This window comes from Reyranella sp., assembly GCF_965279465.1.
Classification (GTDB): domain Bacteria; phylum Pseudomonadota; class Alphaproteobacteria; order Reyranellales; family Reyranellaceae; genus Reyranella.
This window is the reverse complement of record NZ_OZ257242.1, coordinates 1,463,737-1,488,418: the sequence shown is the minus strand read 5'-3', so window position 1 is coordinate 1,488,418 and position 24,682 is coordinate 1,463,737. Positions and strand designations below refer to the sequence as shown.

24 protein-coding genes are annotated in these 24,682 nt (G+C 65.0%); 18 read left to right on the top strand and 6 right to left on the bottom strand.

Going from position 1 to position 24,682, the window contains the following annotated elements:
- Positions 1 to 28: 28 nt before the first annotated feature.
- A complete protein-coding gene (locus ACQY8M_RS07145) occupies positions 29 to 1,330 on the bottom strand; it encodes an NtaA/DmoA family FMN-dependent monooxygenase (protein ID WP_428670303.1) in 1,302 nt (433 codons plus the stop codon).
- 195 nt (positions 1,331 to 1,525) lie between these two features.
- On the opposite strand from ACQY8M_RS07145, the gene ACQY8M_RS07140 reads away from it, so the two are divergent.
- The 6 genes from ACQY8M_RS07140 (at position 1,526) to ACQY8M_RS07115 (ending at position 8,583) form a co-directional block, all read left to right on the top strand.
- On the top strand, positions 1,526 to 3,253 hold the full coding sequence (locus ACQY8M_RS07140) for an N-acyl-D-amino-acid deacylase family protein (protein ID WP_428670301.1): 1,728 nt from the start codon (positions 1,526 to 1,528) through the stop codon (positions 3,251 to 3,253).
- A gap of 110 nt (positions 3,254 to 3,363) precedes the next feature.
- Complete coding sequence (locus ACQY8M_RS07135; RefSeq protein ID WP_428670299.1) at positions 3,364 to 4,935, top strand: ABC transporter substrate-binding protein; 1,572 nt, start codon at positions 3,364 to 3,366, stop codon at positions 4,933 to 4,935.
- A gap of 6 nt (positions 4,936 to 4,941) precedes the next feature.
- Positions 4,942 to 5,889, top strand: coding sequence for an ABC transporter permease (locus tag ACQY8M_RS07130; protein ID WP_428670297.1), 948 nt, complete (start codon positions 4,942 to 4,944; stop codon positions 5,887 to 5,889).
- Entirely contained in the window at positions 5,889 to 6,782 is an 894-nt protein-coding gene (locus tag ACQY8M_RS07125) for an ABC transporter permease (protein ID WP_428670295.1), read from the top strand. The genes ACQY8M_RS07130 and ACQY8M_RS07125 overlap by 1 nt, the downstream gene beginning before the upstream one ends.
- Entirely contained in the window at positions 6,779 to 7,747 is a 969-nt protein-coding gene (locus ACQY8M_RS07120; RefSeq protein WP_428670293.1) for an ABC transporter ATP-binding protein, read from the top strand. Before ACQY8M_RS07125 ends, ACQY8M_RS07120 begins: the two co-directional genes overlap by 4 nt.
- Positions 7,744 to 8,583, top strand: a complete 840-nt coding sequence (locus ACQY8M_RS07115) for an ATP-binding cassette domain-containing protein (RefSeq protein WP_428670291.1) — start codon at positions 7,744 to 7,746, stop codon at positions 8,581 to 8,583. The genes ACQY8M_RS07120 and ACQY8M_RS07115 overlap by 4 nt, the downstream gene beginning before the upstream one ends.
- A gap of 49 nt (positions 8,584 to 8,632) precedes the next feature.
- On the opposite strand, the gene ACQY8M_RS07110 is transcribed toward ACQY8M_RS07115, so the two are convergent.
- Complete coding sequence (locus tag ACQY8M_RS07110; RefSeq protein ID WP_428670289.1) at positions 8,633 to 9,700, bottom strand: ferritin-like domain-containing protein; 1,068 nt, start codon at positions 9,698 to 9,700, stop codon at positions 8,633 to 8,635.
- A 146-nt stretch (positions 9,701 to 9,846) separates the two neighbouring features.
- On the opposite strand from ACQY8M_RS07110, the gene ACQY8M_RS07105 reads away from it, so the two are divergent.
- From ACQY8M_RS07105 to ACQY8M_RS07095, 3 genes are all read left to right on the top strand, one after another.
- The gene (locus ACQY8M_RS07105; RefSeq protein ID WP_428670287.1) at positions 9,847 to 10,872 is read left to right on the top strand and encodes a 2Fe-2S iron-sulfur cluster-binding protein; all 1,026 of its coding nucleotides are present in this window, start codon (positions 9,847 to 9,849) and stop codon (positions 10,870 to 10,872) included.
- Positions 10,873 to 10,920: 48 nt separating this feature from the next.
- Positions 10,921 to 11,592 carry a YoaK family protein gene (locus ACQY8M_RS07100; RefSeq protein ID WP_428670285.1) on the top strand — a complete coding sequence of 224 codons (672 nt, stop codon included), beginning with the start codon at positions 10,921 to 10,923 and terminating at the stop codon, positions 11,590 to 11,592.
- A gap of 233 nt (positions 11,593 to 11,825) precedes the next feature.
- A complete protein-coding gene (locus tag ACQY8M_RS07095; RefSeq protein WP_428670283.1) occupies positions 11,826 to 12,086 on the top strand; it encodes a hypothetical protein in 261 nt (86 codons plus the stop codon).
- A 35-nt stretch (positions 12,087 to 12,121) separates the two neighbouring features.
- Here ACQY8M_RS07095 and ACQY8M_RS07090 read toward each other — a convergent pair whose 3' ends face one another.
- Positions 12,122 to 13,204: a ferritin-like domain-containing protein gene (locus ACQY8M_RS07090; RefSeq protein ID WP_428670280.1), complete on the bottom strand. Its 1,083-nt coding sequence runs from the start codon at positions 13,202 to 13,204 to the stop codon at positions 12,122 to 12,124.
- A 147-nt stretch (positions 13,205 to 13,351) separates the two neighbouring features.
- Complete coding sequence (locus ACQY8M_RS07085; RefSeq protein WP_428670278.1) at positions 13,352 to 14,050, bottom strand: response regulator transcription factor; 699 nt, start codon at positions 14,048 to 14,050, stop codon at positions 13,352 to 13,354.
- Positions 14,051 to 14,162: 112 nt separating this feature from the next.
- Here ACQY8M_RS07085 and ribA point away from each other — a divergent pair, with 112 nt between their 5' ends.
- The 3 genes from ribA (at position 14,163) to ACQY8M_RS07070 (ending at position 17,883) form a co-directional block, all read left to right on the top strand.
- On the top strand, positions 14,163 to 15,323 hold the full coding sequence (ribA, locus tag ACQY8M_RS07080; RefSeq protein WP_428670276.1) for a GTP cyclohydrolase II: 1,161 nt from the start codon (positions 14,163 to 14,165) through the stop codon (positions 15,321 to 15,323).
- Positions 15,324 to 15,415: 92 nt separating this feature from the next.
- Entirely contained in the window at positions 15,416 to 16,534 is a 1,119-nt protein-coding gene (ald, locus tag ACQY8M_RS07075) for an alanine dehydrogenase (protein ID WP_428670274.1), read from the top strand.
- Between the two features lie 116 nt (positions 16,535 to 16,650).
- The gene (locus ACQY8M_RS07070; RefSeq protein ID WP_428670272.1) at positions 16,651 to 17,883 is read left to right on the top strand and encodes an ABC transporter substrate-binding protein; all 1,233 of its coding nucleotides are present in this window, start codon (positions 16,651 to 16,653) and stop codon (positions 17,881 to 17,883) included.
- A gap of 40 nt (positions 17,884 to 17,923) precedes the next feature.
- Here ACQY8M_RS07070 and ACQY8M_RS07065 read toward each other — a convergent pair whose 3' ends face one another.
- Positions 17,924 to 18,118, bottom strand: a complete 195-nt coding sequence (locus ACQY8M_RS07065; RefSeq protein WP_428670270.1) for a hypothetical protein — start codon at positions 18,116 to 18,118, stop codon at positions 17,924 to 17,926.
- A gap of 71 nt (positions 18,119 to 18,189) precedes the next feature.
- Here ACQY8M_RS07065 and ACQY8M_RS07060 point away from each other — a divergent pair, with 71 nt between their 5' ends.
- Positions 18,190 to 18,801, top strand: coding sequence for an alpha-ketoglutarate-dependent dioxygenase AlkB (locus ACQY8M_RS07060; RefSeq protein WP_428675325.1), 612 nt, complete (start codon positions 18,190 to 18,192; stop codon positions 18,799 to 18,801).
- On the opposite strand, the gene xth is transcribed toward ACQY8M_RS07060, so the two are convergent.
- Positions 18,720 to 19,541, bottom strand: coding sequence for an exodeoxyribonuclease III (xth, locus tag ACQY8M_RS07055; protein WP_428670268.1), 822 nt, complete (start codon positions 19,539 to 19,541; stop codon positions 18,720 to 18,722). The two genes, ACQY8M_RS07060 and xth, sit on opposite strands and share 82 nt — an antisense overlap.
- A gap of 75 nt (positions 19,542 to 19,616) precedes the next feature.
- On the opposite strand from xth, the gene ACQY8M_RS07050 reads away from it, so the two are divergent.
- The 5 genes from ACQY8M_RS07050 (at position 19,617) to ACQY8M_RS07030 (ending at position 24,648) form a co-directional block, all read left to right on the top strand.
- A complete protein-coding gene (locus ACQY8M_RS07050; protein ID WP_428670266.1) occupies positions 19,617 to 20,690 on the top strand; it encodes an ABC transporter ATP-binding protein in 1,074 nt (357 codons plus the stop codon).
- Complete coding sequence (locus tag ACQY8M_RS07045; protein WP_428670264.1) at positions 20,674 to 21,525, top strand: ABC transporter permease; 852 nt, start codon at positions 20,674 to 20,676, stop codon at positions 21,523 to 21,525. Before ACQY8M_RS07050 ends, ACQY8M_RS07045 begins: the two co-directional genes overlap by 17 nt.
- An 82-nt stretch (positions 21,526 to 21,607) precedes the next feature.
- Positions 21,608 to 22,408 (top strand): ABC transporter permease, encoded by an 801-nt coding sequence (locus ACQY8M_RS07040; RefSeq protein ID WP_428670262.1) that lies wholly within the window; start codon positions 21,608 to 21,610, stop codon positions 22,406 to 22,408.
- The gene (locus ACQY8M_RS07035) at positions 22,405 to 23,517 is read left to right on the top strand and encodes an extracellular solute-binding protein (protein ID WP_428670260.1); all 1,113 of its coding nucleotides are present in this window, start codon (positions 22,405 to 22,407) and stop codon (positions 23,515 to 23,517) included. Before ACQY8M_RS07040 ends, ACQY8M_RS07035 begins: the two co-directional genes overlap by 4 nt.
- 15 nt (positions 23,518 to 23,532) lie before the next feature.
- A complete protein-coding gene (locus ACQY8M_RS07030) occupies positions 23,533 to 24,648 on the top strand; it encodes an isopenicillin N synthase family dioxygenase (protein ID WP_428670258.1) in 1,116 nt (371 codons plus the stop codon).
- Positions 24,649 to 24,682: the final 34 nt, after the last annotated feature.

Below are 24,682 nucleotides of genomic sequence, written 5' to 3'. Positions count from 1 at the left end.
CACTGCCCTGACGGCACGATACCAATCTCTAGAATGCCCTCAGATTATCGCGCAGCATGGCATGCTCGTATCTGGTTCGTACGACCCCGAGCTTTTGCAGGGCCGGGGTCAGCCCATCCGCGATTTCGGTGATGTAGCGGCGCGTGAAATCGGGATCCATGACGAGGAAGCCGTCGCCGCCGACGGCGTCCATGATCTCCGACAGCTGCGCGGCGACCACGTCCGGCGTGCCCACGAGATCGTAGTCGCGCAACGCTCGGCCCTGCCGGACGATCTCGCGCGGGGTGCGGCCGGAGAAGCCCTTCGCCGCAGAGAGATGGCCGTTCGACGTCAATTCGGGCAGCTTCTCATCGAGATCGTATTTGGAGAAATCGATTCCCGTCACGCGCGACATGTTCGCGAGATAGAATTCGATGTGGCTTTCCGACTCGGCGATTCTTGCCTGCTTGCGGGCCTGCGCCGCCTCCATCGAGACATCGATGATCGGCGCGATTAGGAACATCACCTTGATATGATCCGGATTGCGGCCGAACTCCAACGCCTTGCCGCGGATCTCGTCCCGGAATTTTTTCATGTCGTCTACGCTGCCAGCAGCTGCAATGATCGTTTCGGCCCAGCGCGCAGCGAAGGTCCGGCCGCGAGGTGAACCGCCGGCCTGGCAGATCACCGGATGGCCCTGCGGAGATCGCGGCGCCGAAAGCGGACCGCGGGAGCTGAAATACTTGCCCTTGTGATGGATCGGGTGAACCTTCGACGGGTCGGCGAAGATCTCCTTTTCCTCGTCGATCACCATCGCGTCGGCGTCCCAAGAATGCCAGAGTTTTTGGACGACATCGATGAACTCGTCGGCCATCTCATAGCGTTCGTCGTGGGGGAAGTGCTTCTCATGACCGAAGTTCTGCGCGCCGCCGTCGTTGCTGCCCGTCACCAGGTTCCATCCCGCGCGTCCGTCGCTGACGTGATCCAGGGTATTGGTGAGCCGCGCCAGCAGGAATGGATTGTATTCGGTCGTTGAAAGCGTCGTGATGATGCCGATGCGCTGAGTGGCCTGCATCATGAAGGGGGCGAGAACGGCGGGATCGAGCTTGGGGCAGTCGACTCCCAGGCGCAGATAGGTTTCGTGCGAACCCTTGTAGGTATACGGGACGTTGTTCGAGTCTTCGATCATCACGTAGTCGAAGGCCGCGCGCTCGAGTTCCTTGGCCAGATGCACCAGAAGGTCCGGCTTGACCCAGCTATGCGGGTTCGAACCACCCCATCCACTGCGCCATCCTTTCGGTCCGTAGCCCTTCATCACGAACCAGCCGAGGTGAAAACGCGTCTTGGCCATTCGTCTGCTACTCCTCACTCACGTGCACGATTACACGATGCAGATTTTGCGCCAACGATCTGACTTGGTTCGTGATGATATTGACGAGAAGATTTGTGAAATTCAGCGGCCTTTAAATTGCATAGGTGAGCAATTGTGCGAACGCAACGAACGGCCTAGCTTTTTTGAGTCGTCAAAATATAGAGGTGATAGGTCATGACCAAACCTTCCAGCCTGGTAATCCGCGGAGGCACTATCATCGACGGCAACGGCGGAGCGCCCTTCGTGGCCGACGTCCTGGTGCTGGATGGAAAGATCGCCAAGGTCGGCACGGTCACGCAGCGCGGCGAGCGCGAGATCGACGCGACCGGCAAGCTGGTCACGCCGGGCTTCGTCGATATTCACACCCACTATGACGGCCAGGCGATCTGGAGCAATCGGATCGATCCTTCGTCCTGGCACGGCGTCACGACGATCATGATGGGCAATTGCGGCGTCGGCTTCGCGCCGTGCAAGCCCAAGGACCGCGACGTGCTGGTCGCGCTGATGGAAGGCGTCGAGGACATCCCTGAGGTCGTGATCACGACCGGCCTCGACTGGTCATGGGAAACTTTTCCGGAGTATCTCGACCGCCTCGGCGAGCGGCAGTTCGACGTCGATGTCGTGACGCAGGTTCCGCATGCCGCCATCCGTGTCTTCGTGATGGGCGATCGCGGCGCCAATCGCGAGCCGGCGACGCCCGAGGACATGCGGGAAATGGCCCGGCTGACGGTTGAAGGCATCAAGGCCGGCGCGCTCGGCTTCTCGACGTCGCGGGCGATCATCCACCAGACGCTCGATGGCCGTCACACGCCGACCTTCGGCGCCGCCGAGGAAGAGCTGGCGGTGATCGCCGAGGCAATGGGCAAGGCGGGGGCCGGCTGGTTCCAGCTGATCACCGATTTCGACGACCCGGTCGACGAGTTTCATCTTCTGCGCCGCGTCGCAGAAAGAGGTCTGCGGCCGATGAGCCTCACGCTTGCCCAGCGCGAGGGCAAGGACGGCCACTGGAAAATCCTGCTCGACCTCATTGCCGAGGCCAATGCCGACGGCATTCCGATGTGGGCCCAGGTCATGGGTCGCCCGATCGGGCTGAATTTCGGTTTCGAGATCTCCGCGAACCCGTTCATTGAACGCCCGAGCTACAAGGCGATCGCCCATCTGCCGTTTCCCGAGCGGCTTGCCGAGCTGCGGAAGCCCGAGGTGCGCGCAGCGATCCTGTCGGAGCAGACCGAGGACCCTGCGGCGAAGCGCCGGCTGGAGAAGTACGATCGCATGTTCGTGCTGTCCGACCCTCCCGATTATGAGCCGCCGATCTCCGACAGCATCGCCGCCAGGGCCGAGCGCATGGGCATCGAGCCGCAGGCGCTTGCCTACGATACGATGCTCGAAGGCACGTTCCTCTATCGACCGGTGACAAACTACGTCGACGGCAATCTCGACGTTTGCGGCGAGATGATGCAGCACCCGAATGCCCTGATGGGCCTGGGCGACGGTGGTGCGCATGTCAGCCAGATCTGCGACAGCGCGACCGTGACGCACAGCGTGGTGCATTGGACACGTGATCGGACCCGCGGGCCGAAGATGAATCTTCCGTGGGTGATCCAGAAGCTGACTCGCGACCCCGCCGCTGCAATCGGCCTGAATGATCGCGGCGTGCTGGCGCCCGGCTACAAGGCAGACATCAACGTCATCGACTACGACGCCCTGAAAGTGAATCCGTTGCGCGTGCAGTATGACTTCCCGAGCAACGGACGTCGCCTGATGCAGGACAGCGAGGGCTATGTCGCGACCATCGTCAGCGGCGTCGTGGTGCGCGAGAATGGTGTGGCCACGGCCGACCTGCCGGGACGTCTCGTGCGCGGTGTGCAGCAACCGGACCGGATACAGCTCGCTGCGGAATAGGTGGCACGCGCGTTGCTTGGTTGGTGTCGACGCCAACCAGCAGATGGGCAGGCGAGCGAAACCGCTTCGGTAGCGCTTCGTCCGTTCCACTCAACCGCGCGGGGACTTCCATGCCAACCGACTTGCAGGCCAAGCGCCGCCAACTGTTGACTGCAGCCGGCTCTATTGCCGGTCTCAGCCTTTCGCCGGCGTGGTTGCGACAGGCCAACGCGCAGACCAAGGGAGGCACGCTCACGGTCGCTCTGTCGACCAATCCGATCACCTGCGATCCGATCAACATGAGCAGCCACGACACCCAGATCATCAGCCAGACGATCTGGGAAAACCTCGTCGAGTTCAACATCGACGGCGTGCTGAAGCCGCAGCTCGCCAAGTCGCTTCCGACGATCTCCGAAGACAGGCTGACCTATTCCTTCGAATTGCGGGACGATGTCTTTTTTCAGAACGGCCAGAAGCTCACGGCCGAGGATGTCAAATACAGCTTCGAATATACGATCGACCCCGCCCACAAGGCGTCGCGTGGATCGCTGTTCAATCGCCTGTCGCATGTGGAAGTCGACAGCCCGACGAAACTGCGCGTGATCCTCAAGACACCGTATGCGCCGTGGACTGCCTTCCTGACCAAGTTCATGGGCATCTGGCCGAAAGGCTCGCGCGAGTTGGTCGGCGACGAGGGCTTCCGCCTCAAGCCGGTCGGGCTCGGCACCGGACCCGGCATCTTCGAGGAGTGGAAGCCCAACGACTACGTAAGCCTCACGAAGAATCCGAACTACTGGCAAAAGGGCCTGCCGCACTGGGACCGCCTCGTGGTGAAGGTCGTGCCGGAAGATGCAACGCGCATCGCCTACCTCATCAGCGGCAATGCCGACATCATAGGCGCGCCGCCGCCTCGCGAGTTCGGTCGGCTGAAGTCCCGCCCGAAGCTGCAGGCGCAGTCCACGCCGACCGACGGCGGCTGGTGCTTCATGCTGCAGAACAACGCGAAGCCGCCGTTCGACGATATCAATTTCCGCCTCGCCGTCGCCCACGCCGTCGACCGCAAGACGATCGCGGAAAAGATCTACTATGGCCTGGTCGAGGCTTCCCCCGTGCCGGCGCCGGCGTCGAGCTGGTGGTTCGACAAGCAGGCCGCCGACTCGCTTGACTACAATCTGGACAAGGCGCGCGCCTATCTCGCGAAGTCGAAATACCAGGGCGACGCGGCGACTTTCGAGCTGCTGACCAGCGCCGAGGCCTATCTGCTCGACACCAACGACTGCGCCGTCTTCCTGCAGGCCGAACTCGCCAAGATCGGAATCAAGGTGGTGCTGAAGAAGGCGGCTTTCGCCGTCGTCAATCCGCAGGTGTTCCGTGGCGACTACCAGGCGTCGATCGGCAACTACATGTCGCCCGGCGAGCCCACCTACATGATCACGGTGAGCTGCACCCCGAACCAGTTCCTGTCGAAGGCCACCAACTTCGACAGCCCGAAGGTCGCCGACCTGCTGAAGGTCGCGTTTGCCGAGGAGGACCGCGCCAAGCTCAAGACCGTATATGCCGAGCTCCAGCGGGAGCTGGCCGCGCAGTCGCCGTTGACCTGGTTCGGGTTCTTCGCTTCCGCCAACGTCTGGCGCGATCGCGTGAAGGGCTTCAAGCCGAGCAAGGGCCTGACCATTAACGTTCGCGACGTCTCGGTGGAGTAGCGCCGCGTGGCGGCCCTGTTCCTCCGCCGCGCGGGACTGTCGCTGCTGTCGCTCCTGCTCGTGAGCCTGGTGCTGTTCGTGCTCACGCGCTCCATTCCCGAAAGTCCGGCGCGGATCGTGCTCGGCGAGGAAGCGACGGCCGCTGCAATCGCACAGTTCGACCGCGATCACGGTCTCGACCGGCCGATCCTGGTGCAGTATGGCAGCTGGCTCGAGGGCATCGTCCTGCGAGGCGATCTCGGCGTCTCGTTCACCACCGGCCTGCGCATGAACCGCCAGGTCGCCGCCACCCTGCCGGTGACGCTGGAGCTGGTGACCGTCGCTTTCGCCGTGTCGATCGTGATCTCCATTGCGCTCGGCACGCTTTCCGCAGTGCTGCGCGACAGTGTGGTCGACTACGGCGCGCGGCTGATCGGCGTGCTGGGCGTGAGCGTCCCGGGCTTCTGGCTCGCCATCGTGCTGATCCTCCTCTTCGCGGTCGACCGCGACTGGTTCCCGCCCGGCGGCATCGCGCCGCTGGCCAAGGACTGGCGCGAGCACCTCCGATCGATCGTGCTGCCGTCGTTCTGCCTCGGGGTCTTCTACATGGCCGTGCTGACGCGCATGACGCGCTCCAGCCTGCTCGACGTTCTCGGACTCGACTACATGCGCACGGCGCGGGCATCCGGCCTTCGCGGCGGGCGCGTGCTGGCCTACGCCCTGCGCAACGCCCTGGTGCCCGTGGTCACCATCGCCGGCATGTCGTTCGGCCACATGTTCGGCTGGGCGCTGATCATCGAGCAGGTGTTCAACATCGACGGCCTCTCGCGCGCCCTGTTGAGCGCCATCCAGATGCGCGACTATGCAATGGTCCAGGCGGTGGTGATGGTGTTCACCTTCGTCTTCGTCATCGCCAACCTGTGCGCTGACCTGCTGAACGCCGCTCTCAACCCTCGCCTCGCATCGGCCGCCTGATGTCCCGCTTCGCACGTCGCCTGAGCAACAACTTCGGCGGCGGGTCCGGCCTGCTCGGCGCCGTCATCGTCGTGACGTTGCTGGTACTTGCCGTCGGCGCGCCGTGGATCGCGCCGCGCGACCCGCTGGCGGTCGACATCGTCAACCAGATGCAGGAGCCCGGGCCGGGTTTCTGGTTCGGCACCGACCAGTCGGGCCGCGATGTGCTCAGCCGGGTCATCTGGGGCGCGCGCGCCTCGATCAGCGTCGCGGCCATCGCGGTCGTGATCGGCATGGCGGGCGGCGTGTCGCTCGGCCTGATGGCCGGCTTCTATCGCGGCGGCTGGGTCGAGCAGATCACCATGCGTTTCCTCGAGGCGATCGCGGCGATCCCGATCCTGATCTGGGCGATCGCCCTCGTCGGCATCTTCGGCGTCGGCGACACGCATTGGGGTCCGTTCAAGGTCGGCAGCGAGCTGAAGCTGTCCGTGCTGCTCGGCGTCCTCTACGTCCCAACGCTCGCGCGCGTGACCTACACGACGGCGGCCGTCGAATCGCAGGCCTACTACGTCCTCGCCCGGCGTCTGCAGGGCACCTCCAGCCCCCGCATCATCCTGTCGGACGTGCTGCCCAATTGCCTGTCGCCGGTCATCGTCCAGAGCACGTTGCTGCTGGCGATCGGCATCGTCATCGAGGCGTCGGTCAGCTTCGTCGGCCTCGGCGTGCAACCGCCGACGCCGAGCTGGGGCAACATGCTGGCCGACGCGCGCAACTACCTGCTGTCGGGCGACTGGTGGCTGTCGGTCTTCCCGGGCGCCACGATCTCGCTCTCGGTGGTCGGCTTCAACCTGCTGGGCGACGGCCTGCGCGACCGGCTCGACCCGCGCCATGCGACGGCGGCCCTGGCGACATGACACCGACTCCGCTCCTGCAGATCGACGGGCTTCATGTGGCGTTCGGCGCGCGGGATCGCTGGCGCGAGGTCGTGCGCGGCGTCGACCTGCGCCTCTTGCCGAGTGAGGTCGTCGGGCTGGTTGGAGAAAGCGGCTCAGGCAAGAGCCTGACCGCGCTCTCCATCATGCGGCTTCTGCCGCCCGGCGCGAGGATTACCAGCGGGCGCATCACCTTCGCCGGCACCGATCTCGCCACCCTGAGCAGTCGCGCCATCAATGCCCGGCGCGGCAGCGACATCGGCATGATCTTCCAGGATCCGTTGACGGCGCTCAATCCGGCAATTCCCGTCGGGCGGCAGATCGTCGACAGCCTGCGAACGCATCAGGAGGTAGGACGCAAGGCCGCCTGGGCCCGCGCCGTCGAGCTGCTCGACCTGGTCGGCATCCACCGCCCGGCCGAAAGGGCGCATGCCTACGCGCACGAGCTGAGCGGCGGCATGCGGCAGAGGGTCATGACCGCGCTGGCCGTGTGCAATGATCCGAAGCTGCTGATCGCCGACGAGCCGACCACCGCGCTCGACGTCACGGTCCAGGCGCAGGTCATCGCCATGCTCGACCGAATTCGCCGCGAGCTCGGTATCGCGGTGCTGTTCATCAGCCACAACCTCGAGCTGGTGGCGGGAATCGTCGATCGGGTCTCGGTGATGTATGCCGGCCGGGTCGTGGAGAGCGGCGCGGTCGAGGAGGTCTTCGACACGCCGCAGCACCCCTATACGCGTCAGCTGCTGCGCTGCATCCCGCGGCTCGACGGCAAGACCGGGCCGATGCCGACGATCCCCGGCCTGCCCCCTCGCCTGGGCGGCGCGATGCCCGGATGCGCCTTCGCCCCGCGCTGCCAGGTCGTGCAGCAGCGCTGCCCACTCGAGACGCCGCCGACGCGGCGCAAGGACGGGCACCTCAGTGTCTGCTGGGAAGCGCCGGCATGAGCGAGGTGCTGCTCGAGCTGAAGGAGATCCGCAAGGAGTACCAGCTGCGCCAGCCCCTCGTGCAACGGCTGCGGCGCGAGCCGAAACGCAGCGTCGTCGCGGTCGACGGCGTGTCCCTCGCCGTTCCCAAGGGCGCCGTGTTCGGCCTCGTCGGCGAGAGCGGCAGCGGCAAGTCGACCCTGGCGCAGATCATGGTGCAGCTGATCAGGCCGACATCGGGCCAGCTTTGCTTCCGCGGCGAGGACGTGCTCGGCCTGAACGGCGCGGGCGCGAAGGCATTCCGGCATGGCGTCCAGATGGTTTTTCAGGATACCGGCTCATCCCTGAACCCACGCAAGCGCGTGGGACGGACGGTGGCCGAAGCGCTGGCCGCACGCGGTGCCACGTCTGCCGAGCTGCCTCGGCTGCTGGACAGGGTGGGCCTGGACGTGACACTGGCTGGCCGGTTCCCGCACGAGCTCTCGGGCGGGCAGCGGCAGAGGGTCGGCATCGCGCGGGCGCTGGCCATGGCGCCGGAGCTCCTGGTGGCAGACGAGCCCGTGTCAGCCCTGGACGTGTCGCTCCAAGGCCAGATCATCAACCTGCTGCAGGAATTGAACGCCGAGCTCGGGCTGACGATCGTCCTCATCAGCCACGACCTGGCAGTCGTCGCCAGGGTGTGCTCGGCGCTGGCCGTGATGAGTCACGGCCAAGTGGTGGAAGAGGGAATACCCCAGCAGGTGCTGAGGTCGCCACAGCATGCCTATACGCAATCGCTGCTGGCAGCGGTGCCCCGGGGACTGGACGGAAGGCGGCGGGCGGATCGAACCACCCCCTCTCCCAGCCTCTCCCCCTAGCAGGGGAGAGGAACATGAAAAGGAGAGGAAAGTAGCGAGAAGACGGGCCTTACTCCGCCGCGATCTGGGCGTTGACGAACTTCTTGGCGTCGAAGTCCTCGGCCACCTTCATGTCGTTGCCGATCAGCTTCTCGACGTCGATCTTGGCGTATTCCATCACACCCATGTCGCCCAGCGCCTTCTGCACCTTCGGGCCGAACAGGCCGATCTCCTTGAGGATCGGCACGATGCGGGTGAACAGCCGCGTGCGGAACGACTGCATGGCGCCCGAATTGTAGGCGTACTCCATGAGCTTATCGACCGGCAGGCCCGAACGCATCCAGACCTCGCCCTGGTTGAAGCGGTCGCGCATGAAGTAGAGCGCCTCGACCGTGAACTCCTCGCGCTCGGCACGCTCGGCATCCGACAGGTGTGGATAATATTCGCGCAGCGCCATGCGGCCGAAGGTGACGTGCCGCGCCTCGTCCTGCATGACGTAAGCGTTGACCGCACCCGCAAGGTTGTTCTTGGCAGTGTCGCGGATGCGCTGGAAGGCGGCGAGCGCCAAGCCTTCGATGAGCACCTGCATGCCGAGATAGGTCATGTCCCAGCGCCGGTCGCTCAGCGTCTGCTCGAGCAGGTTCTTGAGCGAGTCGGTGATCGGGTAGGCCGACTTGAACTTCTCGTGGATCAGCCGCTTGTAGCTCTCGACATGGCGGGCCTCGTCCATCACCTGGGTGGCGGCGTAGAACTTGGCGTTCATATCCGGCACGGTGTTGACGATCTTGGCGGTCGCGATCAGCGCGCCCTGCTCGCCGTGCATGAATTGGCAGATCGAATGGCACTGCAGGTTGAAGCGCAGCCAGTTCTTTTCCTTCTCGGTCATCTTCTCCCAGAAGGGCGAGCCGTAGATCGGAATGGACTCGTCGGCCATGCCCATCGGGTTCTCTTCGAACAGCTCCTGGGTCCAGTCGATGCGGGTCGACGTATCCCACTGCTGCTGCTTGCCCTTCTCGTAGAGATTAAGCAGGTCGGCCGAGCCGTCCTCGTATTCCCAGTTGAAGGCGATCTCGGTCGCTCCGTCGAACTTCCAGTTCGTGACCTCGACCGGAAGCTGATAAATCTTTCGCGTCGTCATGGGGTCTTGCCTCCTGGCACTGAATTTTGTCCATTCTCCACCGGAGCGTGAAAGTTGACGCTCCGTTCATTTTGTGGGGACCGTAGCATAAACCAAAGGCGGAGTCCCCATCGGAAACCGCACGACAAGTGAACGTGGATTTAGAAATGGCCTATCATCAGCTGCGTATCGCCAAGATCGTCCAGGAGACGCCGGACGCCCGATCCTTTGTCCTGGAGGTGCCGGAAGACCTCACCGACCGGTTCAAGTACCGTGCCGGGCAGTTCCTGACCTTCCAGGTGCCGCATGAGCAGGGGGCCTTCAACCGCTGCTATTCGCTGTCGAGCGCCCCTGAGACCGACGGCCGCCATCTCAAGGTGACGGTGAAGCGGGTCACCGGCGGCAAGGGCTCCAACTGGTTCAACGACGCGCTGCAGGAAGGCGGCTCGCTGCATGTCCTGCCGCCGGCCGGCCGCTTTGTGCTCAAGGATGGCGACGCGCCGCTGCTACTGTTCGGCGGCGGCAGCGGGATCACGCCGATGATGTCGCTGATCAAGTCGGCGCTGCGCTCCGGCACGCGCCGCATCCGGCTGTTCTACGCCAACCGCGACAAGCCCTCGATCATCTTCGACAGGGAGTTGCTCGATCTGTTGGCGAGCCATCCGAGCCGGCTCGAGGTCATCCATCATCTCGACGCCGAGCAGGGCCTAACCAAGGCCGACGAGATCGTCGGCGCGATGGAGGGCTTCGAAAAAGCCGAGGCTTACCTTTGCGGCCCCGGCCCGTTCATGACCCTGGTCGAGCGCACGCTGGTCGACGCCGGCATGCCGCGCGAGCGCGTGCTGCTCGAGCGCTTCGAGGCCTCGGGCAACGAAGACGTACCGCCACCGCCGCAGGCGGAAGGCGACGTGATCCCGAGCGAGATCACGATCCACTACGAGAAGAAGGTCCACAAGGTGCCCTACAAGAAGGGCCAGACGATCCTCGAGGCAGCCCGCGCAGCCGGCCTCAATCCGCTGTCGTCCTGCGAGGAAGGCTTCTGCGCCTCGTGCGCGGCCAAAACCATCAAGGGCAAGGTCGTGCTCGCCAAGAACGACATCTATACGACCGACGATCTCGCCAACAACTGGATCCTGACCTGCCAGGGCCATTGCTTCGGCACCGAGGTCGAGATCACCTATGACGTGGTGTGATTGGTTCACCGTCGTCCCGACCGGAGCGACGGGGTTGACTGCTCCAGCTTGATCGCGCCCGGTAGCAACAGGGGCGCCACCGCGATGATGCCCGACAAGCCCGAGCTCCAGGCGATCCTGCTGACCATTGTGGCCGGCATTGCCGATGCCGTGGGCTATATCGTCATGGGCGGCGTGTTCGCCGCCAACATGACCGGCAACACGGTGCTCGCCGGCATCGCTGCAGCGGAGGGATTCTACGATCTCGCCGCCCAGCGGCTAGCGCCGCTGATCACCTTCTTTCTCGGCGCCATGCTGGCCCGCCTGCTGCTGCGCCTCCTGCACAGGCCGATGGCGCCGCTGCTGCTCGAGGCGATCGTGCTGGCAGGCGTAGGCTTCCTGGCTGTCGACCGCGAGACCGCTGTGCTGATCGTGGCCTTGGCAATGGGCCTGCAGGCCTCGGCCGTGACCCATTTCGGCGGCACGGCCGTCAGCACGGTCGTAGTGACCAGCACCCTGGCGCGCATCGCCGACGCCACGCTCGACCGGCTCTGGCCGATACAGGCCCGCACTTTGCCGTCAATTGCCACGCCGCGACTGCTGACCCTCACCTGGGTCGGCTATTTTGCCGGCGCTGCCGCCGGCACGCTGCTGCTGCATCTCATCGTTTGGCCGCTGCTGGTGCCGGCCGCAATCCTGCTGATCGTGATCGCGCTGGCTCGTCCCCGGCCGTCGGCGTGATCGGGCCGCCCATACCAGGCAGGTGGGCAGTTTCCGGCGTGTGGCTGCAGAAACATGAAATGGGCTCAAGGGCACCATTTCCACATGTGCCGGCGCTTCGGATGTGAGATGAAGAGGCCAGCTTGAGCGCCACGAGCCCGCAGCCGGCCGCGGAACCCTTGGCCTTACGGGATCATGAAGCAGACTTACTGCACCAACGTGTAGGAAATTTCCGGCATGGAGGCCGGGGAACGATGCGTAACTTGATGTGGATCTTGACCTGGATTGCCGTCGGCATCGGCGGCGTGTTGGGGGCGGCGAGCGTGATCATGCTGAGCGAATCCCATCAGTCAGGCGCACAATATCCCACCGCGACTGCCCCATCGGCTGAACAGCCGGCCATGGCCGTCAAGCGGAAGACCGGCGAGCCGTCGCGCAGCCTCATCGCCGCCTCCCCTCGTCATAACCGTCCCGCCACGGACGAGCGCGCGGCTGAGACGAACCTGACCGAATAGTACGCCGGGGGCGGGATGCCGACGCCCTGCCGCCGCTACTCCGCGGCGATGGATTTTTCGACGAACATCCTGGCGTCGAAGTCCTCCGCCACCTTGCCGTCGTTGGCGAGCTGCTGGGCAACGTCGATCTTGGCGTAATCCATCACGCCCATCTCGGCGAACGCTTTCTGGATGCGCGGGCCCCATAGCCCGATGTCCTTCATCGTCGGCACGACCCGGCTGAACAGGCGGCCGCGGAAGGAATTCATCTGCTTGGAATTGTAGTGGATCTCGTCGAGTGTCTTGGCGGGCAGGCCAAGCCGCTCCCACACCTCCGATTGATTGAACCGGTCGCGCATGAAATGGAGCGCCTCGATGGCGAACTCCTCGCGCTCGTCGCGCTCGGCGTCACCGAGGTGCGGATAGTATTCGCGCAGCGCCAGGCGGCCGAACGAGACGTGCCGCGCCTCGTCCTGCATCACGTAGGCGTTCACCGCTCCGGCCAGGGTGTTGCCCGCCTTGTCGCGGATCGACTGGAAGGCGGCCAGCGCCAGGCCTTCGATCAATACCTGCATGCCGAGATAGGTCATGTCCCAGCGCCGGTCAGTCAGGGTCTGCTCGAGCAGGGTCTGCAGCGCCTTGTTGATCGGATAGGCGACGCCGAGCTTCTCATGCAGCAGGCGTTTGTAGGCCTCGACGTGCCGCGCCTCATCCATCACCTGGGTCGCGGCATAGAACTTGGCGTTCATGTCGGGCACGGTAGCGACGATCTTGGCGGTCGCGATCAGGGCGCCCTGCTCGCCATGCATGAACTGGCTGATCGAGTTGGCCTGCAGCTCGCGGCGCAGCCAGGCCCGCTCCTTCGTATCCATCTTGTTCCAGGTGTCGCTGCCCCAGATAGAGATCGCCTCGTCCTTGAGCTCCATCGGATTGTCGGGATTGAGCTCCAGCGACCAGTCGAGCCGGGTGCTCGCGTCCCACTGCTGCTTCTTGCCCTTCTCGTAGAGCTCGAGCAGGGAGTCCGAGCCATCCTCGTACTCCCAGTTGAACTGGATCTCGGTCGCGCCGTCGAACTTCCACTCGGTGAGCTCGACCGGCAGCGAGTAGATCCGCTGGGTGCCCTTTATCGTCTCGCTCATGTCCCGCCTCCCACGCCATATCTGCTTGCTTGCGTTCGAGCATGGGACCATCGCTGCAAGCTGGCAAGAACCCGGGGAGCCCACGCCTCGGACCAAAGGGACAGTCCTCGCCAATGGTCATGGTTACGCCCCCGGACAAACCCGCTTTCAAGGCTGCAGCCGATAGCCGCCGCGGTCGGTGATGAGGATCGCCGCATTGGTCGGATCCTTCTCGATCTTCTGGCGCAGGCGGTAAATGTGGGTCTCGAGCGTGTGCGTCGTGACGCCGGCGTTGTAGCCCCAGACTTCGTTGAGCAGCACGTCGCGCGCGACCGGCCGGTCACCGGCGCGGAACAGATACTTCAGGATCGACGCTTCCTTGTCGGTCAGCCGGATCTTCTTCTTGCCGCCCTTCTCCATCAGCATCTTGCCGGCCGGATGGAATTCGTAAGGGCCGATGGTCATCACCGCGTCCTCGCTGCGCTCGTGCTGGCGCAGATGGGCACGCAGGCGGGCAAGCAGGACGTTGATGCGGAACGGCTTGGTGACGTAGTCGTTGGCGCCCGATTCCAGGCCGAGGATCGTGTCGGCATCCGAATCGGCCGCGGTCAGCATGATCACCGGCGCGCGCACGCCCTGGCGGCGCATCAGCTTGCAGAGCTCGCGGCCGTCCATATCGGGCAGGCCAATGTCGAGCAGCACGGCGTCGTAGTGCGTGAGCTTGGCCTTCTCCAGCCCCTCGGCGGCGGTGCCGACCTGGATGGTGGTGAAGCCGTCATAGAGATCGAGCTGCTCGGCCAACACCGAGCGCAAGGCCTGGTCGTCGTCGACCAACAGGATCTTCTTGCCGCGATTGTTGCCGGACATGCTGCTGCCTGATGCATCCATGGGTGGGCAGTCTATCCGGTACGGCCGCCCTGCAAAAGCGCTTCACGCTCAACCGAATGGCCTGCTCCGTGCTACGGATATATAAGGAACCATGACTTCGCAGACTTCTTCCCGCACCGCCACTGCCCAGGCCGCCGTGGAGCGCGCCATGGCCGAATTGCGCCGTGGCGGCATCGTCGTGCTGCGCGGCGACGACGGCCAGGGCGGGCTGGTGATCGCCGCCGAGTCCTGCGGGCCGCGCGCCCTGCAGCGGCTGCAAGGGCTGGCGCAGGAAGCACCGGTGCTGGTCACGACGCGCCGCCGTGCCGAGGCGATCGGCATGGAGATCCCGCCGCACATCGCCGGCGGCATGGGCGAGCGCAACAAGCCGATCACCCTCGACCTGCCGCAGGGCGTGCCGGTCGACATCATCCTGCGCCCGCACGAAAGCGAAGCGGCCGGCCGGCACATCGCCCTCAGCCACCTGTCGCGGCCAGTCGCCAGCCACGCGCCGCTGGTGGCCGAGGCCGCGATCGAGCTCGCCAAGATCGCCCGCCTGCTGCCCGCCGTGGTGCTGGGGCCGCTGAGCCGCGACCCCGGCAACAAGCGGCGCGACTGGGCACGCGAGCAGGACCTGCTCTATGTCGAGGCGGCCGACATCCGCGCCTACGAGGAGACCGCGGCGCGCACCCTGCAGCAGGTGGCGCAGGCGCATGTGCCGCTCGAGGGCGCCGAGAACGCCCGCATCCTCGCCTGGCGGCCGAGCGACGGCGGCAAGGAGCATCTCGCCATCGTGGTCGGTGAGATCGACCCGACCGAGCCGGTGCTGATCCGTCTCCATTCCGAATGCTTCACCGGCGACCTGCTGGGTTCGCTGCGCTGCGACTGCGGCGTGCAGCTCAGAGGCGCGATCGAGCAGCTCAACAAGCAGGGCTCGGGCGTGCTGCTCTATCTCGCGCAGGAGGGTCGCGGCATCGGCCTGGTCAACAAGCTGCGCGCTTACGAGCTGCAGGACGACGGCTTCGACACGATCGACGCCAATGAGCAGCTCGGCTTCGACGCCGACGAGCGCATCTATGCGCCCGCCGCCACCATGCTCACGCGCATGGGCATCAAGCGCGTGCGGCTGATGACCAACAACCCGCAGAAGATCGCCCAGCTCGAGCGCTACGGCATCGAGGTTTCCGAGCGAGTGGCGCACGCCTTCCCCGCCAACGGCCACAACGAGAACTACCTGCGCACCAAGGCCGAGCGGGCGGGTCATCTTCTTTAGGTGGTCTATGTCTTATGGACCGCGAGCTTGAGCGCTACTGGAGTGGCGCGCCCCCAGCGATGAGCTAGGCTGGACGCGAAGGAGTGTCGGCCATGCGCGTTGGTGTCCCCAAGGAAATCAAGGATCACGAGGATCGGGTCGGCCTGGTGCCGTCGTCTGTCGCCGAGCTGGTGCGGCACGGTCACGAGGTGATGGTGGAGGCCGGCGCGGGGTTGGGCGCCGGGCTGGAGGACGAGCTGTACCTTGCGGCCGGCGGGCGAATCGTCGCCACGGCCGAGGAGATTTTCGCAAACGCCGAGCTGGTCGTGAAGGTGAAGGAGCCGCTCGCCCCCGAACGCGAGCGTCTGCGCAAGGGACAGGTGCTGTTCACTTACCTCCATCTCGCGCCCGATCCCGACCAGACGCAGGACCTGCTCGCGAGCGGCGTCACCGCGATCGCCTACGAAACCGTGACCTCGCCGTTCGGCACCTTGCCGCTGCTGACGCCGATGTCGGAGATCGCCGGCCGCCTCGCGCCGCAGGTCGGCGCGCGCTATCTCGAACGCACGTCGGGTGGCCGCGGCGTGCTGCTCGGTGGCGTGCCCGGCGTGCCGCCGGCCGAAGTCGTGGTGCTGGGCGGCGGCGTGTCGGGCACCCATGCCGCCACCATCGCGCTCGGCATGGGCGCCACGGTGACCATCGTCGACCGCTCGGCCGAGGTGCTGCGCCGCATCGCTGTGCAATTGCCGGGGGCGCGAACGATCTTCTCGACCCATGACGCGCTGGTACAGGTCGTGCGCCGGGCCGACCTGCTGATCGGCGCGGTGCTGGTGCCGGGCGCCGCCGCGCCCAAGCTGGTGACGCGCGAGATGGTGAAGACCATGAAGACCGCCAGCGTGCTGGTCGACATCGCGATCGATCAGGGCGGATGCAGCGAGACCTCGCGACCGACCAGCCATTCGCATCCGGTCTATGTCGAGGAGGGCGTGACCCATTTCTGCGTCACCAACATGCCTGGCGCCGTCTCGCGCACCTCGACCTTCGCGCTGAACAACGCCACGCTTCCGTTCGTGCTTGCCCTTGCCGATAAAGGCTGGCGGCGGGCGATTGCCGAGGATCCACATCTGCGCGACGGCCTCAACGTGCATGCCGGCCTGCTCACCTGCCGGCCGGTCGCCGAGGCGCAGGGGCTTCCGTATACGTCGCCGGATCAGCTTGCTGAGAAGCTGTAATCCCGAGCAACGCCCGGGCGACACAGGGTCACGCTCGGGATGACAGCGAGTACATGACTGAGCGACACTTCCTCCCAACGATCCCGTCCAAGCGGGACGCCCAGGAGGAAGCATCAATGTCCAGAATATCCCGCCGCACGGTCGTCGGCTCCGCCGCCGCGTTCGCCTTTGCACCGGCCATCGCGGGCGCGCAGAAGAAGTATGAACCGGGTGCCACCGACAAGGAGATCAAGCTCGGCCACACCAATCCCTATTCCGGTCCGCTCTCGGCTTACGGCACGATCGGCAAGGCGATCACCGCCTATTGGCAGATGGTCAACGACACCGGCGGCGTGAACGGCCGCAAGATCAACTTCATCACCTACGACGACGGCTTTGTGCCGTCGAAGACCGTCGAGATGGTGCGCAAGCTGGTCGAGGATGACCAGGTCTTCGCGATCTACCAGCTGCTCGGCACGCCGACCAACACGGTGGTTCAGAAGTACCTCAACCAGAGAAAGGTGCCCCAGCTCTTCGTCGCGACCGGCGCGTCGAAGTGGGGCATGCCTAAGGAGTTCCCGTGGACCATGGGCTGGCAGCCCGACTACCACACCGAGGCCGCGATCTATGCCAAGCACGTGCTCGCGGCCTGGAAAGATCGCCTGTCAGAGCTGAAGATCGGCATGCTCTACCAGAACGACGATTCGGGAAAGGACTACATCGGCGGCTTCCTCGACGGGCTGGGCAAGGAGAACCAGAAATGCGTCACCGCCAAGGTGAGCTACGAGGTCACTGATCCGACGGTCGACAGCCAGATCATCCAGATCAAGAACTCCGGCGCCAATGTCTTCTTCAATCATTCCGCGCCCAAGGCCGCCGCGCAGGCGATCCGCAAGGTCGCCGACCTTGGCTGGAAGCCGGCGCATTATCTCGCCAACGTCGCCGCGTCGGTCGCCGCGACGCTGAAGCCGGCCGGCTTCGACAACAGCACCGGGATCATCACCGCTGCCTACCTCAAGGACGCGACCGATCCGCAATGGGCCGATTATCCCGACTTCAAGGAATGGCAGGCCTGGATGAAGAAGTACCTGCCCGACGCCAACCCGGCGGATTCCGGCAACACCTACGCCTACGCCGTGTCCGCCACGATGCGCCACGTGCTGACCCAGTGCGGCGATACGCTGACCCGCGGGAACCTGATGAAGCAGGCGGCGAGCATGAAGGGCCTCGAAGTGCCGCTGCTGCTGCCGGGCATCAAGATCAACACGAGCCCGACCGACTTCTATCCGATTCAGTCGATCCGGCTGGCGAAGTTCGATGGCGAGAAGTGGGCGCTGTTCGGCGACGTGCTCTCGAACGAAGGCAGCTGAAGCCCAGCGCCACTTCAGCGGGCGCGTAAGAGCGCGTTCGCTAAGCGGCGACGGAGGTCGGCTTGACCGGCGCTTCCGGCGGCTTGATATCGGCCGCGGCGACGCGCTTCCTGAAGGAGCGCATTGCCGTGGTTCGAAGCGTCTTGCTCATCTGCCTGAGCTGCTGCACTTCATGGGAGATGCGCTGCCGCTGTGCGCGATCGTCAACGCCCCAGATGGTCTGCCTCACGGTCATTCGGTGACTCCAATCTGGAGAATAAACGACAAATCTGTGGCGAAGTTGCATAAATGACACAGCCTGCGGCGATAAATGACGACCTGTTCGATAGCGCACCATTCTCGCCGAATGGATTTTCATATCAGTCCGCCGTGTTTTCGCATGCCGAAGAGAGCGCTTGGGTGCACCAGCTCGAAGCCCTGCCGTTCAAGCCCTTCGAATTCCACGGTTATCTCGGCAAACGGAGGATCGTATCGTTCGGCTGGCGCTACGACTATGCCGGCCGTGCGCTCCGGGTGAGTGAATCGATGCCGGATTTCCTCGAGCCCTTGCGCCAGCTGGCCGCCGCCGTCGCCGGCCTCGACGTACAGCGCCTGCAGCAGGCGCTGATCACCGAATATGACACGGGCGTGACGATCGGCTGGCATCGCGACAAGCCGATGTTCGAGGACGTCGTCGCCCTGTCCTTCCTGTCGACCTGCCGGCTGCGCCTGCGCCGCAAGCAAGATACGCGCTGGGAGCGCTGGTCGACCGATATCGCGCCGCGCTCGATCTATCGGCTGAGCGGCCCGGCGCGGCACGACTGGGAGCACAGCATCCCCCCGGTCGAGGGGCTGCGCTATTCGGTGACTTTCCGCAGCTTCGTCGCCGGTTTCGGCGCTCTGCCTACTGACGCCAGCTCGATCCACACGGGCGCATGATCGCTGGTTTTTTCCCAGCCGCGCACCTCGCGATCGACGCCGGCCGCCACAAGGCGCTTCGCGACCGCCTGGTTCAGGAGAAAATGGTCGATGCGCAATCCCGCGTCGCGCAGCCAGGCATTCCGGAAGTAATCCCAGAACGTGTAGATGCGCTCGTCGGGATGAAGCTTGCGCACGGCATCGGTCCAGCCCTGCCTGACGAGCTTGTGGAATGCCGCGCGCGTCTCGGGCCGGAACAGCGCGTCGTCGACCCAGCGCTCCGGTTTGTAGACGTCCAGCTCGGTTGGCATAACGTTGTAGTCGCCGGCCAGCACGACGGGCGTCGTGCTCTTCTGCAGCTTGGCCGCGTACCGGGTCAGGCGCGCGAACCATTTCAGCTTGTAGTCGAATTTCGGACCGGGCGCCGGATTGCCGTTCGGTAGATAGAGACAGCCGACCGTGATCCCGCCGACCGTGGCTTCGATGTAGCGGCTATGCAGATCCTCCGGATCGCCGGGCAGGCCGCGCCGCGTCTCCACCGGGATCGCGCCGCGCGCCAGTATCGCGACGCCGTTCCAGCTCTTCTGCCCGTGCCAGATCGCGCCGTAGCCTGCCTCGCTGAGCGCAAGCTCCGGGAACTTATCCTGCGGCGCCTTCAGTTCCTGCAGGCAAACGACATCGGGCTTCGCCTGCTCCAGCCAGCGCAGCAGCACCGGCAACCGGCCGTTAACGCCGTTCACGTTGTAGGTGGCGATCTTCATCGTCCCACACTGGCACGGAATTCGCTCGACGGCATCGAAAGGTCCCCCATCATCCCAATCTGAATGACTGCGGCTTTGTCCGAACCGCTGGTGCGGTTCATCGATGTGCGAAAGAGCTACGACGGCAAGGTCGATGCCGTGCGCGCGCTCAATCTCGCGGTCGCCAACGGCGAGTTTCTGACGCTGCTTGGGCCGTCGGGCTCAGGCAAGACGACAACGCTCACCATGCTCGCGGGTTTCGAGCAGCCGACCGCCGGCCGCATCTTCGTCGGCGCCGACGACATCACGCACGTGCCGGTCGAGAAGCGCGGCATCGGCATGGTGTTCCAGAACTACGCGCTGTTTCCCAACATGACGGTGGGCGAGAACATCGGCTTCCCGCTCAAGGTCCGGCGCATGGCGGGCGCGGAAATCGCATCGAAGGTCAAGCGTGCGCTCGCCATGGTGCGGCTCGAAGGCCTCGCCGACCGCAAGCCGCAGCAGCTTTCGGGCGGACAGCAGCAGAGGGTCGCGGTGGCGCGCGCGCTGGTGTTCGAGCCGAAGCTGGTGCTGCTCGACGAGCCGCTCGGCGCGCTGGACCGCCAGCTGCGCGAGCAGATGCAATACGAGGTCAAGCACCTGCACGAGCGGCTGGGCGTCACGATGGTATACGTCACGCATGATCAGGTCGAGGCGATGACCATGTCCGACCGGGTCGCCGTGTTCAGCGCCGGCCAGCTTCGCCAGATCGCGCCACCGCGCCGTCTCTACGAAGAGCCGGAGTCTCTATTCGTCGCGCAGTTCCTGGGCGAGAGCAACATCCTGCCCGGTACCGTGCGGCAACGGCACGGCGGCCAGTGCAGCGTCGCGCTCGGCAGTGCTCAAGGCGTGGTCGCAACTGCCGTAGGCACGAGCGAGAAGGTCAACGTCGCGATTCGGCCGGAGAAGGTGGCGCTCGGCGACGCCGCCACCGGCTGCATCAACCGCTATCCTGCCAAGGTGCTCGAGGTCTCGTTCCTCGGCGACCAGCTGCGCGTGCGGCTGGCGGCGCTGGGCCGCGAGGACTTCATCGTGAAGTTCGCCAACGCAGCCGACCAGGCCACGCTCGAGCCCGGCGGCACGGTCGAGATCGGCTGGCGCGCGGAGGATTGCCGTGCTCTCGGCGAGTAGGCCAGGCATCAACAAGCACGCAGCCTACTGGCTGATCGTGCTGCCGGCGGTTCTGATGCTGGTGGTGCTCTACTTCGTGCCACTGGGCAACGTGCTGTTGACCAGCGTCACCGATCCCAAGCCGGGACTGCAGAACTACGGCCTGCTGTTCACCAGCGCCTCGGTGCAGAAGTCACTGCTGACAACCGTCCGCATCGCCGCCGTCACCACCTTCTTCGCGTTGCTGCTGGGCTATATCGTGGCCTACGCCATGCGCGCGGCCGGCACCCGCGCGCAACGGCTGATGCTGGTCGGCATACTGCTGCCGTTCTGGATCTCGGTGCTGGTGCGCTCCTTCGCCTGGATCGCACTGCTCGGCACGCAAGGCCCGCTCAATTCGGCGCTGGTCGCCTGGGGCCTCATCGACGAGCCCCTGGCACTGGTGCGCAACGAGACCGGCGTGCTGATCGGCATGGTCCACATCATGGTGCCGTACGCGGTGCTGACGCTGTACGCTAACATGCGCGGCATCGATGTTGGACTGGTCGCCGCGGCGCGCAGCCTCGGGGCCTCGCGCTTCCAGGCCTTCCGCATGGTGTTCCTGCCGCTCACCGTGCCCGGCCTGATCGGCGCGGGCACGCTGGTCTTCATCCTGTCGCTCGGCTTCTACGTCACGCCAGCGCTGCTCGGCGGCGGCAAGGTGCTGATGATCGCCGAGTATGTCGCGGTGCAGATCAACGACACGCTGCGCTGGGGGCTGGGCACCATGCTGGCCGCAACGCTGATGATCGCGGTGCTCGGCACATTGTGGGCGTTGTCGCGGGTGATCGACGTGAAGCGGCTGTTCGGCGCATGACCGGGTTCTTCCTCTTCTGGACCGCGAGCTTCCAGCTCGCTCCTGAATCCGAGCGAGCTGGAAGCTCGCGGTCCAAAAGACCATGAACCGGCTCCAGCCCACCGGCATCGTCGCCGCGCTGGCGTGGATGGTGCTGAGCTTCCTCGCGCTGCCCGCTTTCGCGGTGATCCCGATCTCCTTCACCGACACGCGCTATCTCGCCATGCCGCAGGAGGAGCTGTCGCTGCAGCATTGGCGTGCCTTCCTGTCGAGCAGCGCGTGGCTCGGCAGCATCTGGCAGAGCCTGTGGATCGCCACCGTCTCGACCCTCGCCGCCGTGATCGCGGGCACGCTCTGCGCCGTCGGTTGCTGGCGCATCGCCTCGGGCCTGTCGGAGAAGGTGCGCGGCATCATGATCCTGCCGCTGGCGGTGCCGACCATCGTCTATGCGCTCGGCCTCTATCGTCTCTATGTCGATCTCGACCTGGTTGGCAGCGCGCTCGGCGTCGTGTTGGCCCATGCGGTGACCGGCCTGCCCTATGTCGTGCTCACGGTATCGGCCTCGCTCAGCAATCTCGATCCGCGGCTCGAGCAGGCGGCGCGCGGGCTCGGCGCGTCGCTCGGCCAAACGCTCCGATATGTGATCGTGCCCAACATTGTACCTGGGGTCCTGTCGGGTGCGATTTTTGCTTTCATCCATTCCTGGGATGAGTTGGTCGTGGTGATCTTCATCGGCGGACGGGCGCTGTTCACGCTGCCGCGCCGCATGTGGGACGGTATCAACGACAATCTCGATCCCGTGATCGCCGTGGTGGCGACTGGCATGATCTTGTTCACCTTGCTGATCCTCACCGCAGAATTATCGCTGAGGGCGCGAAGGGCGCGCCAGGAGATGAAGCCATGACTGACATTCGCGACCGCCTGGATGATATCGAGCAGTTCGTAGAGCGCACGGAAGGCAAGGTCTATCCGCGCCGCGTGTTCATGGGCATGGCGGCGGCCATGGGCCTGGCGCCGATCGCAGCCAGGCTCACGCCGGCGCTGGCCGATTCCAAGGAGCTGGTGGTCGTCAATTGGGGCGGCGATGCGGTGAAGGGCATGCAGCGCTCGTGGGTCGATCCCTATCTCAAGAAGTTTCCCGACCGCAAGGCGGTGATCGACGGCACCGGCCCCTCGACCAGCCGCATCCGCATGATGGTCGAGAGCAAGAAGGTCGCGTGGGACGTGATGGACCGCAACCTGCACACCGCGCTCGAGCTGGGGCCGGAGGGCGTGCTCGAGCCGATGGACTATTCGATCGTCGACAAGAGCAAGGTGCGGCCCGAGCACTCGGTCGAATGGGGGATCGGCAACTACATCTACGCCAACGTACTCACCTACAACACGAAGAAGTGGGGTGGCATGGTCCCGCAGAGCTGGGCCGACGTGTGGGACGTCAAGAAGTTCCCCGGCAAGCGCGCCTTCCGCCGCGAGGCCGACGGCCAGCTCGAGGCCGCGCTGATGGCCGACGGCGTGCCGATGGACAAGGTCTATCCCATCGACATGAAGCGTGCCCTCGACATGCTCAAGAAGATCAAGGAGCACGCGTTCTTCTATACCGTGATCGCCGACGGCCAGAACGCCTTCCGCAACGGCGAGGCACATCTCGGCCAACTGCTCAACACCCGCGCCTGGCCGCTCAAGCAGGACACCAAGGGCCTGGTCGACTGGACCTGGAACCAGGGCGTCTCATGGGGCGCGTGCTGGATGGTGCCCAAAGGCGCGACCGGCGGAAAGGCGATCTGGGACTTCATCAATGTTTCGCTCGACCCTGCGGGCCAGGCCGAGCTGCTCAAGACCAACGGCTACGGGCCGAGCAACCCCGAGGCCAGCAAGCTGCTCGATGCGGAATGGAACAAGGTCAATCCCGGCGCGCCGGAGAACTATGCCAAGATGCTGCCGGGCGGCATCGCATGGTATGCCAAGAACGCCACCCAGGCGCGCCAGGATGTGATCGACGCGCTCGCCGGTTAAGGAAAGGACACCATCATGTCGGACGTCCAGACTGCTATGGCGGCGCCTGTTGCGCCGCCGATGCCCGCGCCGAAGCTCGGCCGTTGGGCCAACGCCAACGAGTTGCCGGTGATCGACTTCGCACCGATGAGCGGCACCAACGAGGAGGCCAAGGAGCGGGTCGCGAGAGAGGTGCATGACGCCTGCCGCGACATCGGCTTCCTGACGATCGTCAATCATCCGGTGCCGCCGCAGAAGATCGCCGAGATCTTCCGGCAATCGAAGCGCTTCTTCGCCCTGCCGCTCGAAGCCAAGATGAAGGCCTACATGGGCAACTCGAACCTGTTCCGTGGCTATCTGCCGATGGACCAGCCCGGCCAGAAGAAAGCCTTTCGCGGCAAGGCAATCGAGGGGTTCCAACCTCATCTCGATCCCACGCGCATGAAGGCGCGCAAGCCTCACATGAACGAGGCGTTCCAGGCCTCGATCGAGCTGCCCGCCGACGACCCCGACGTGCTGGCCGGCAAGCCGCTGCACGGGCACAACCTGTGGCCGGAGAATCTGTCCGGCTTCAAGGAAGCCGTGCTCGACTACCACACGACCATGACGCAGTTCGCCGCGCTGCTCGCCTCGGTGTTCGCGCGCGGGCTCAAGCTGCCGCCCGACTATTTCGCGCAGTTCTACAAGAAGCCGCTGATCCAGGTCCGCCTGCTGCACTATCTGCCGCAGGACCAGCAGGCCGCGCTCGAAGGCGGCGACAGCCGCGCGCACCAGGATGCCGGCGGCTTCACCATGCTGCAGCAGGACGATGTCGGCGGACTCGAGATCAAGAGCAAGTCGGGCGAGTGGCTGATCGTGCCGCCGGTCGAGAACAGCTTCGTGGTGAACATCGGCGATTCGATGCGGATGTGGACCAACAACCGCTTCGCCTCGACGCTGCATCGCGTGGTCAACCACTACGGCCGCGAGCGCTATTCGGTCGGTATCTTCGCCAATCCCGACTACGACACGGTCATCCGCCCGTTGCCGACCTGCGTCGATGCCGAGCATCCGCCGACCTTCGATCAGATGCTGTCGGGCGAGGCGCTGCTGTTCCTCTACAGCCGCGTCTGGCCGAGCCTCGGCGAACCGGAGAAGGAGTCGACATACTGATTGATCTTCGTCTTGCGCTGGGAGCGCGGCTCTC

Bases quoted from the DNA above. Each gene is read 5' to 3' on its own strand.
- ACQY8M_RS07110 (WP_428670289.1), bottom strand. From the start codon at position 9,700: ATGACGACGCGAAAGATTTATCAGCTTCCGGTCGAGGTCACGAACTGG.
- ACQY8M_RS07115 (WP_428670291.1), top strand. From the start codon at position 7,744: ATGAGCGAGGTGCTGCTCGAGCTGAAGGAGATCCGCAAGGAGTACCAG.
- ACQY8M_RS07105 (WP_428670287.1), top strand. From the start codon at position 9,847: ATGGCCTATCATCAGCTGCGTATCGCCAAGATCGTCCAGGAGACGCCG.
- ACQY8M_RS07030 (WP_428670258.1), top strand. From the start codon at position 23,533: ATGTCGGACGTCCAGACTGCTATGGCGGCGCCTGTTGCGCCGCCGATG.
- ACQY8M_RS07095 (WP_428670283.1), top strand. From the start codon at position 11,826: ATGCGTAACTTGATGTGGATCTTGACCTGGATTGCCGTCGGCATCGGC.
- ACQY8M_RS07125 (WP_428670295.1), top strand. From the start codon at position 5,889: ATGTCCCGCTTCGCACGTCGCCTGAGCAACAACTTCGGCGGCGGGTCC.
- ACQY8M_RS07135 (WP_428670299.1), top strand. From the start codon at position 3,364: ATGCCAACCGACTTGCAGGCCAAGCGCCGCCAACTGTTGACTGCAGCC.
- ACQY8M_RS07145 (WP_428670303.1), bottom strand. From the start codon at position 1,330: ATGGCCAAGACGCGTTTTCACCTCGGCTGGTTCGTGATGAAGGGCTAC.
- ACQY8M_RS07090 (WP_428670280.1), bottom strand. From the start codon at position 13,204: ATGAGCGAGACGATAAAGGGCACCCAGCGGATCTACTCGCTGCCGGTC.
- ACQY8M_RS07040 (WP_428670262.1), top strand. From the start codon at position 21,608: ATGAACCGGCTCCAGCCCACCGGCATCGTCGCCGCGCTGGCGTGGATG.
- ACQY8M_RS07065 (WP_428670270.1), bottom strand. From the start codon at position 18,118: ATGACCGTGAGGCAGACCATCTGGGGCGTTGACGATCGCGCACAGCGG.
- ACQY8M_RS07140 (WP_428670301.1), top strand. From the start codon at position 1,526: ATGACCAAACCTTCCAGCCTGGTAATCCGCGGAGGCACTATCATCGAC.
- ACQY8M_RS07085 (WP_428670278.1), bottom strand. From the start codon at position 14,050: ATGTCCGGCAACAATCGCGGCAAGAAGATCCTGTTGGTCGACGACGAC.
- ald (WP_428670274.1), top strand. From the start codon at position 15,416: ATGCGCGTTGGTGTCCCCAAGGAAATCAAGGATCACGAGGATCGGGTC.
- ACQY8M_RS07035 (WP_428670260.1), top strand. From the start codon at position 22,405: ATGACTGACATTCGCGACCGCCTGGATGATATCGAGCAGTTCGTAGAG.
- xth (WP_428670268.1), bottom strand. From the start codon at position 19,541: ATGAAGATCGCCACCTACAACGTGAACGGCGTTAACGGCCGGTTGCCG.
- ACQY8M_RS07120 (WP_428670293.1), top strand. From the start codon at position 6,779: ATGACACCGACTCCGCTCCTGCAGATCGACGGGCTTCATGTGGCGTTC.
- ribA (WP_428670276.1), top strand. From the start codon at position 14,163: ATGACTTCGCAGACTTCTTCCCGCACCGCCACTGCCCAGGCCGCCGTG.
- ACQY8M_RS07070 (WP_428670272.1), top strand. From the start codon at position 16,651: ATGTCCAGAATATCCCGCCGCACGGTCGTCGGCTCCGCCGCCGCGTTC.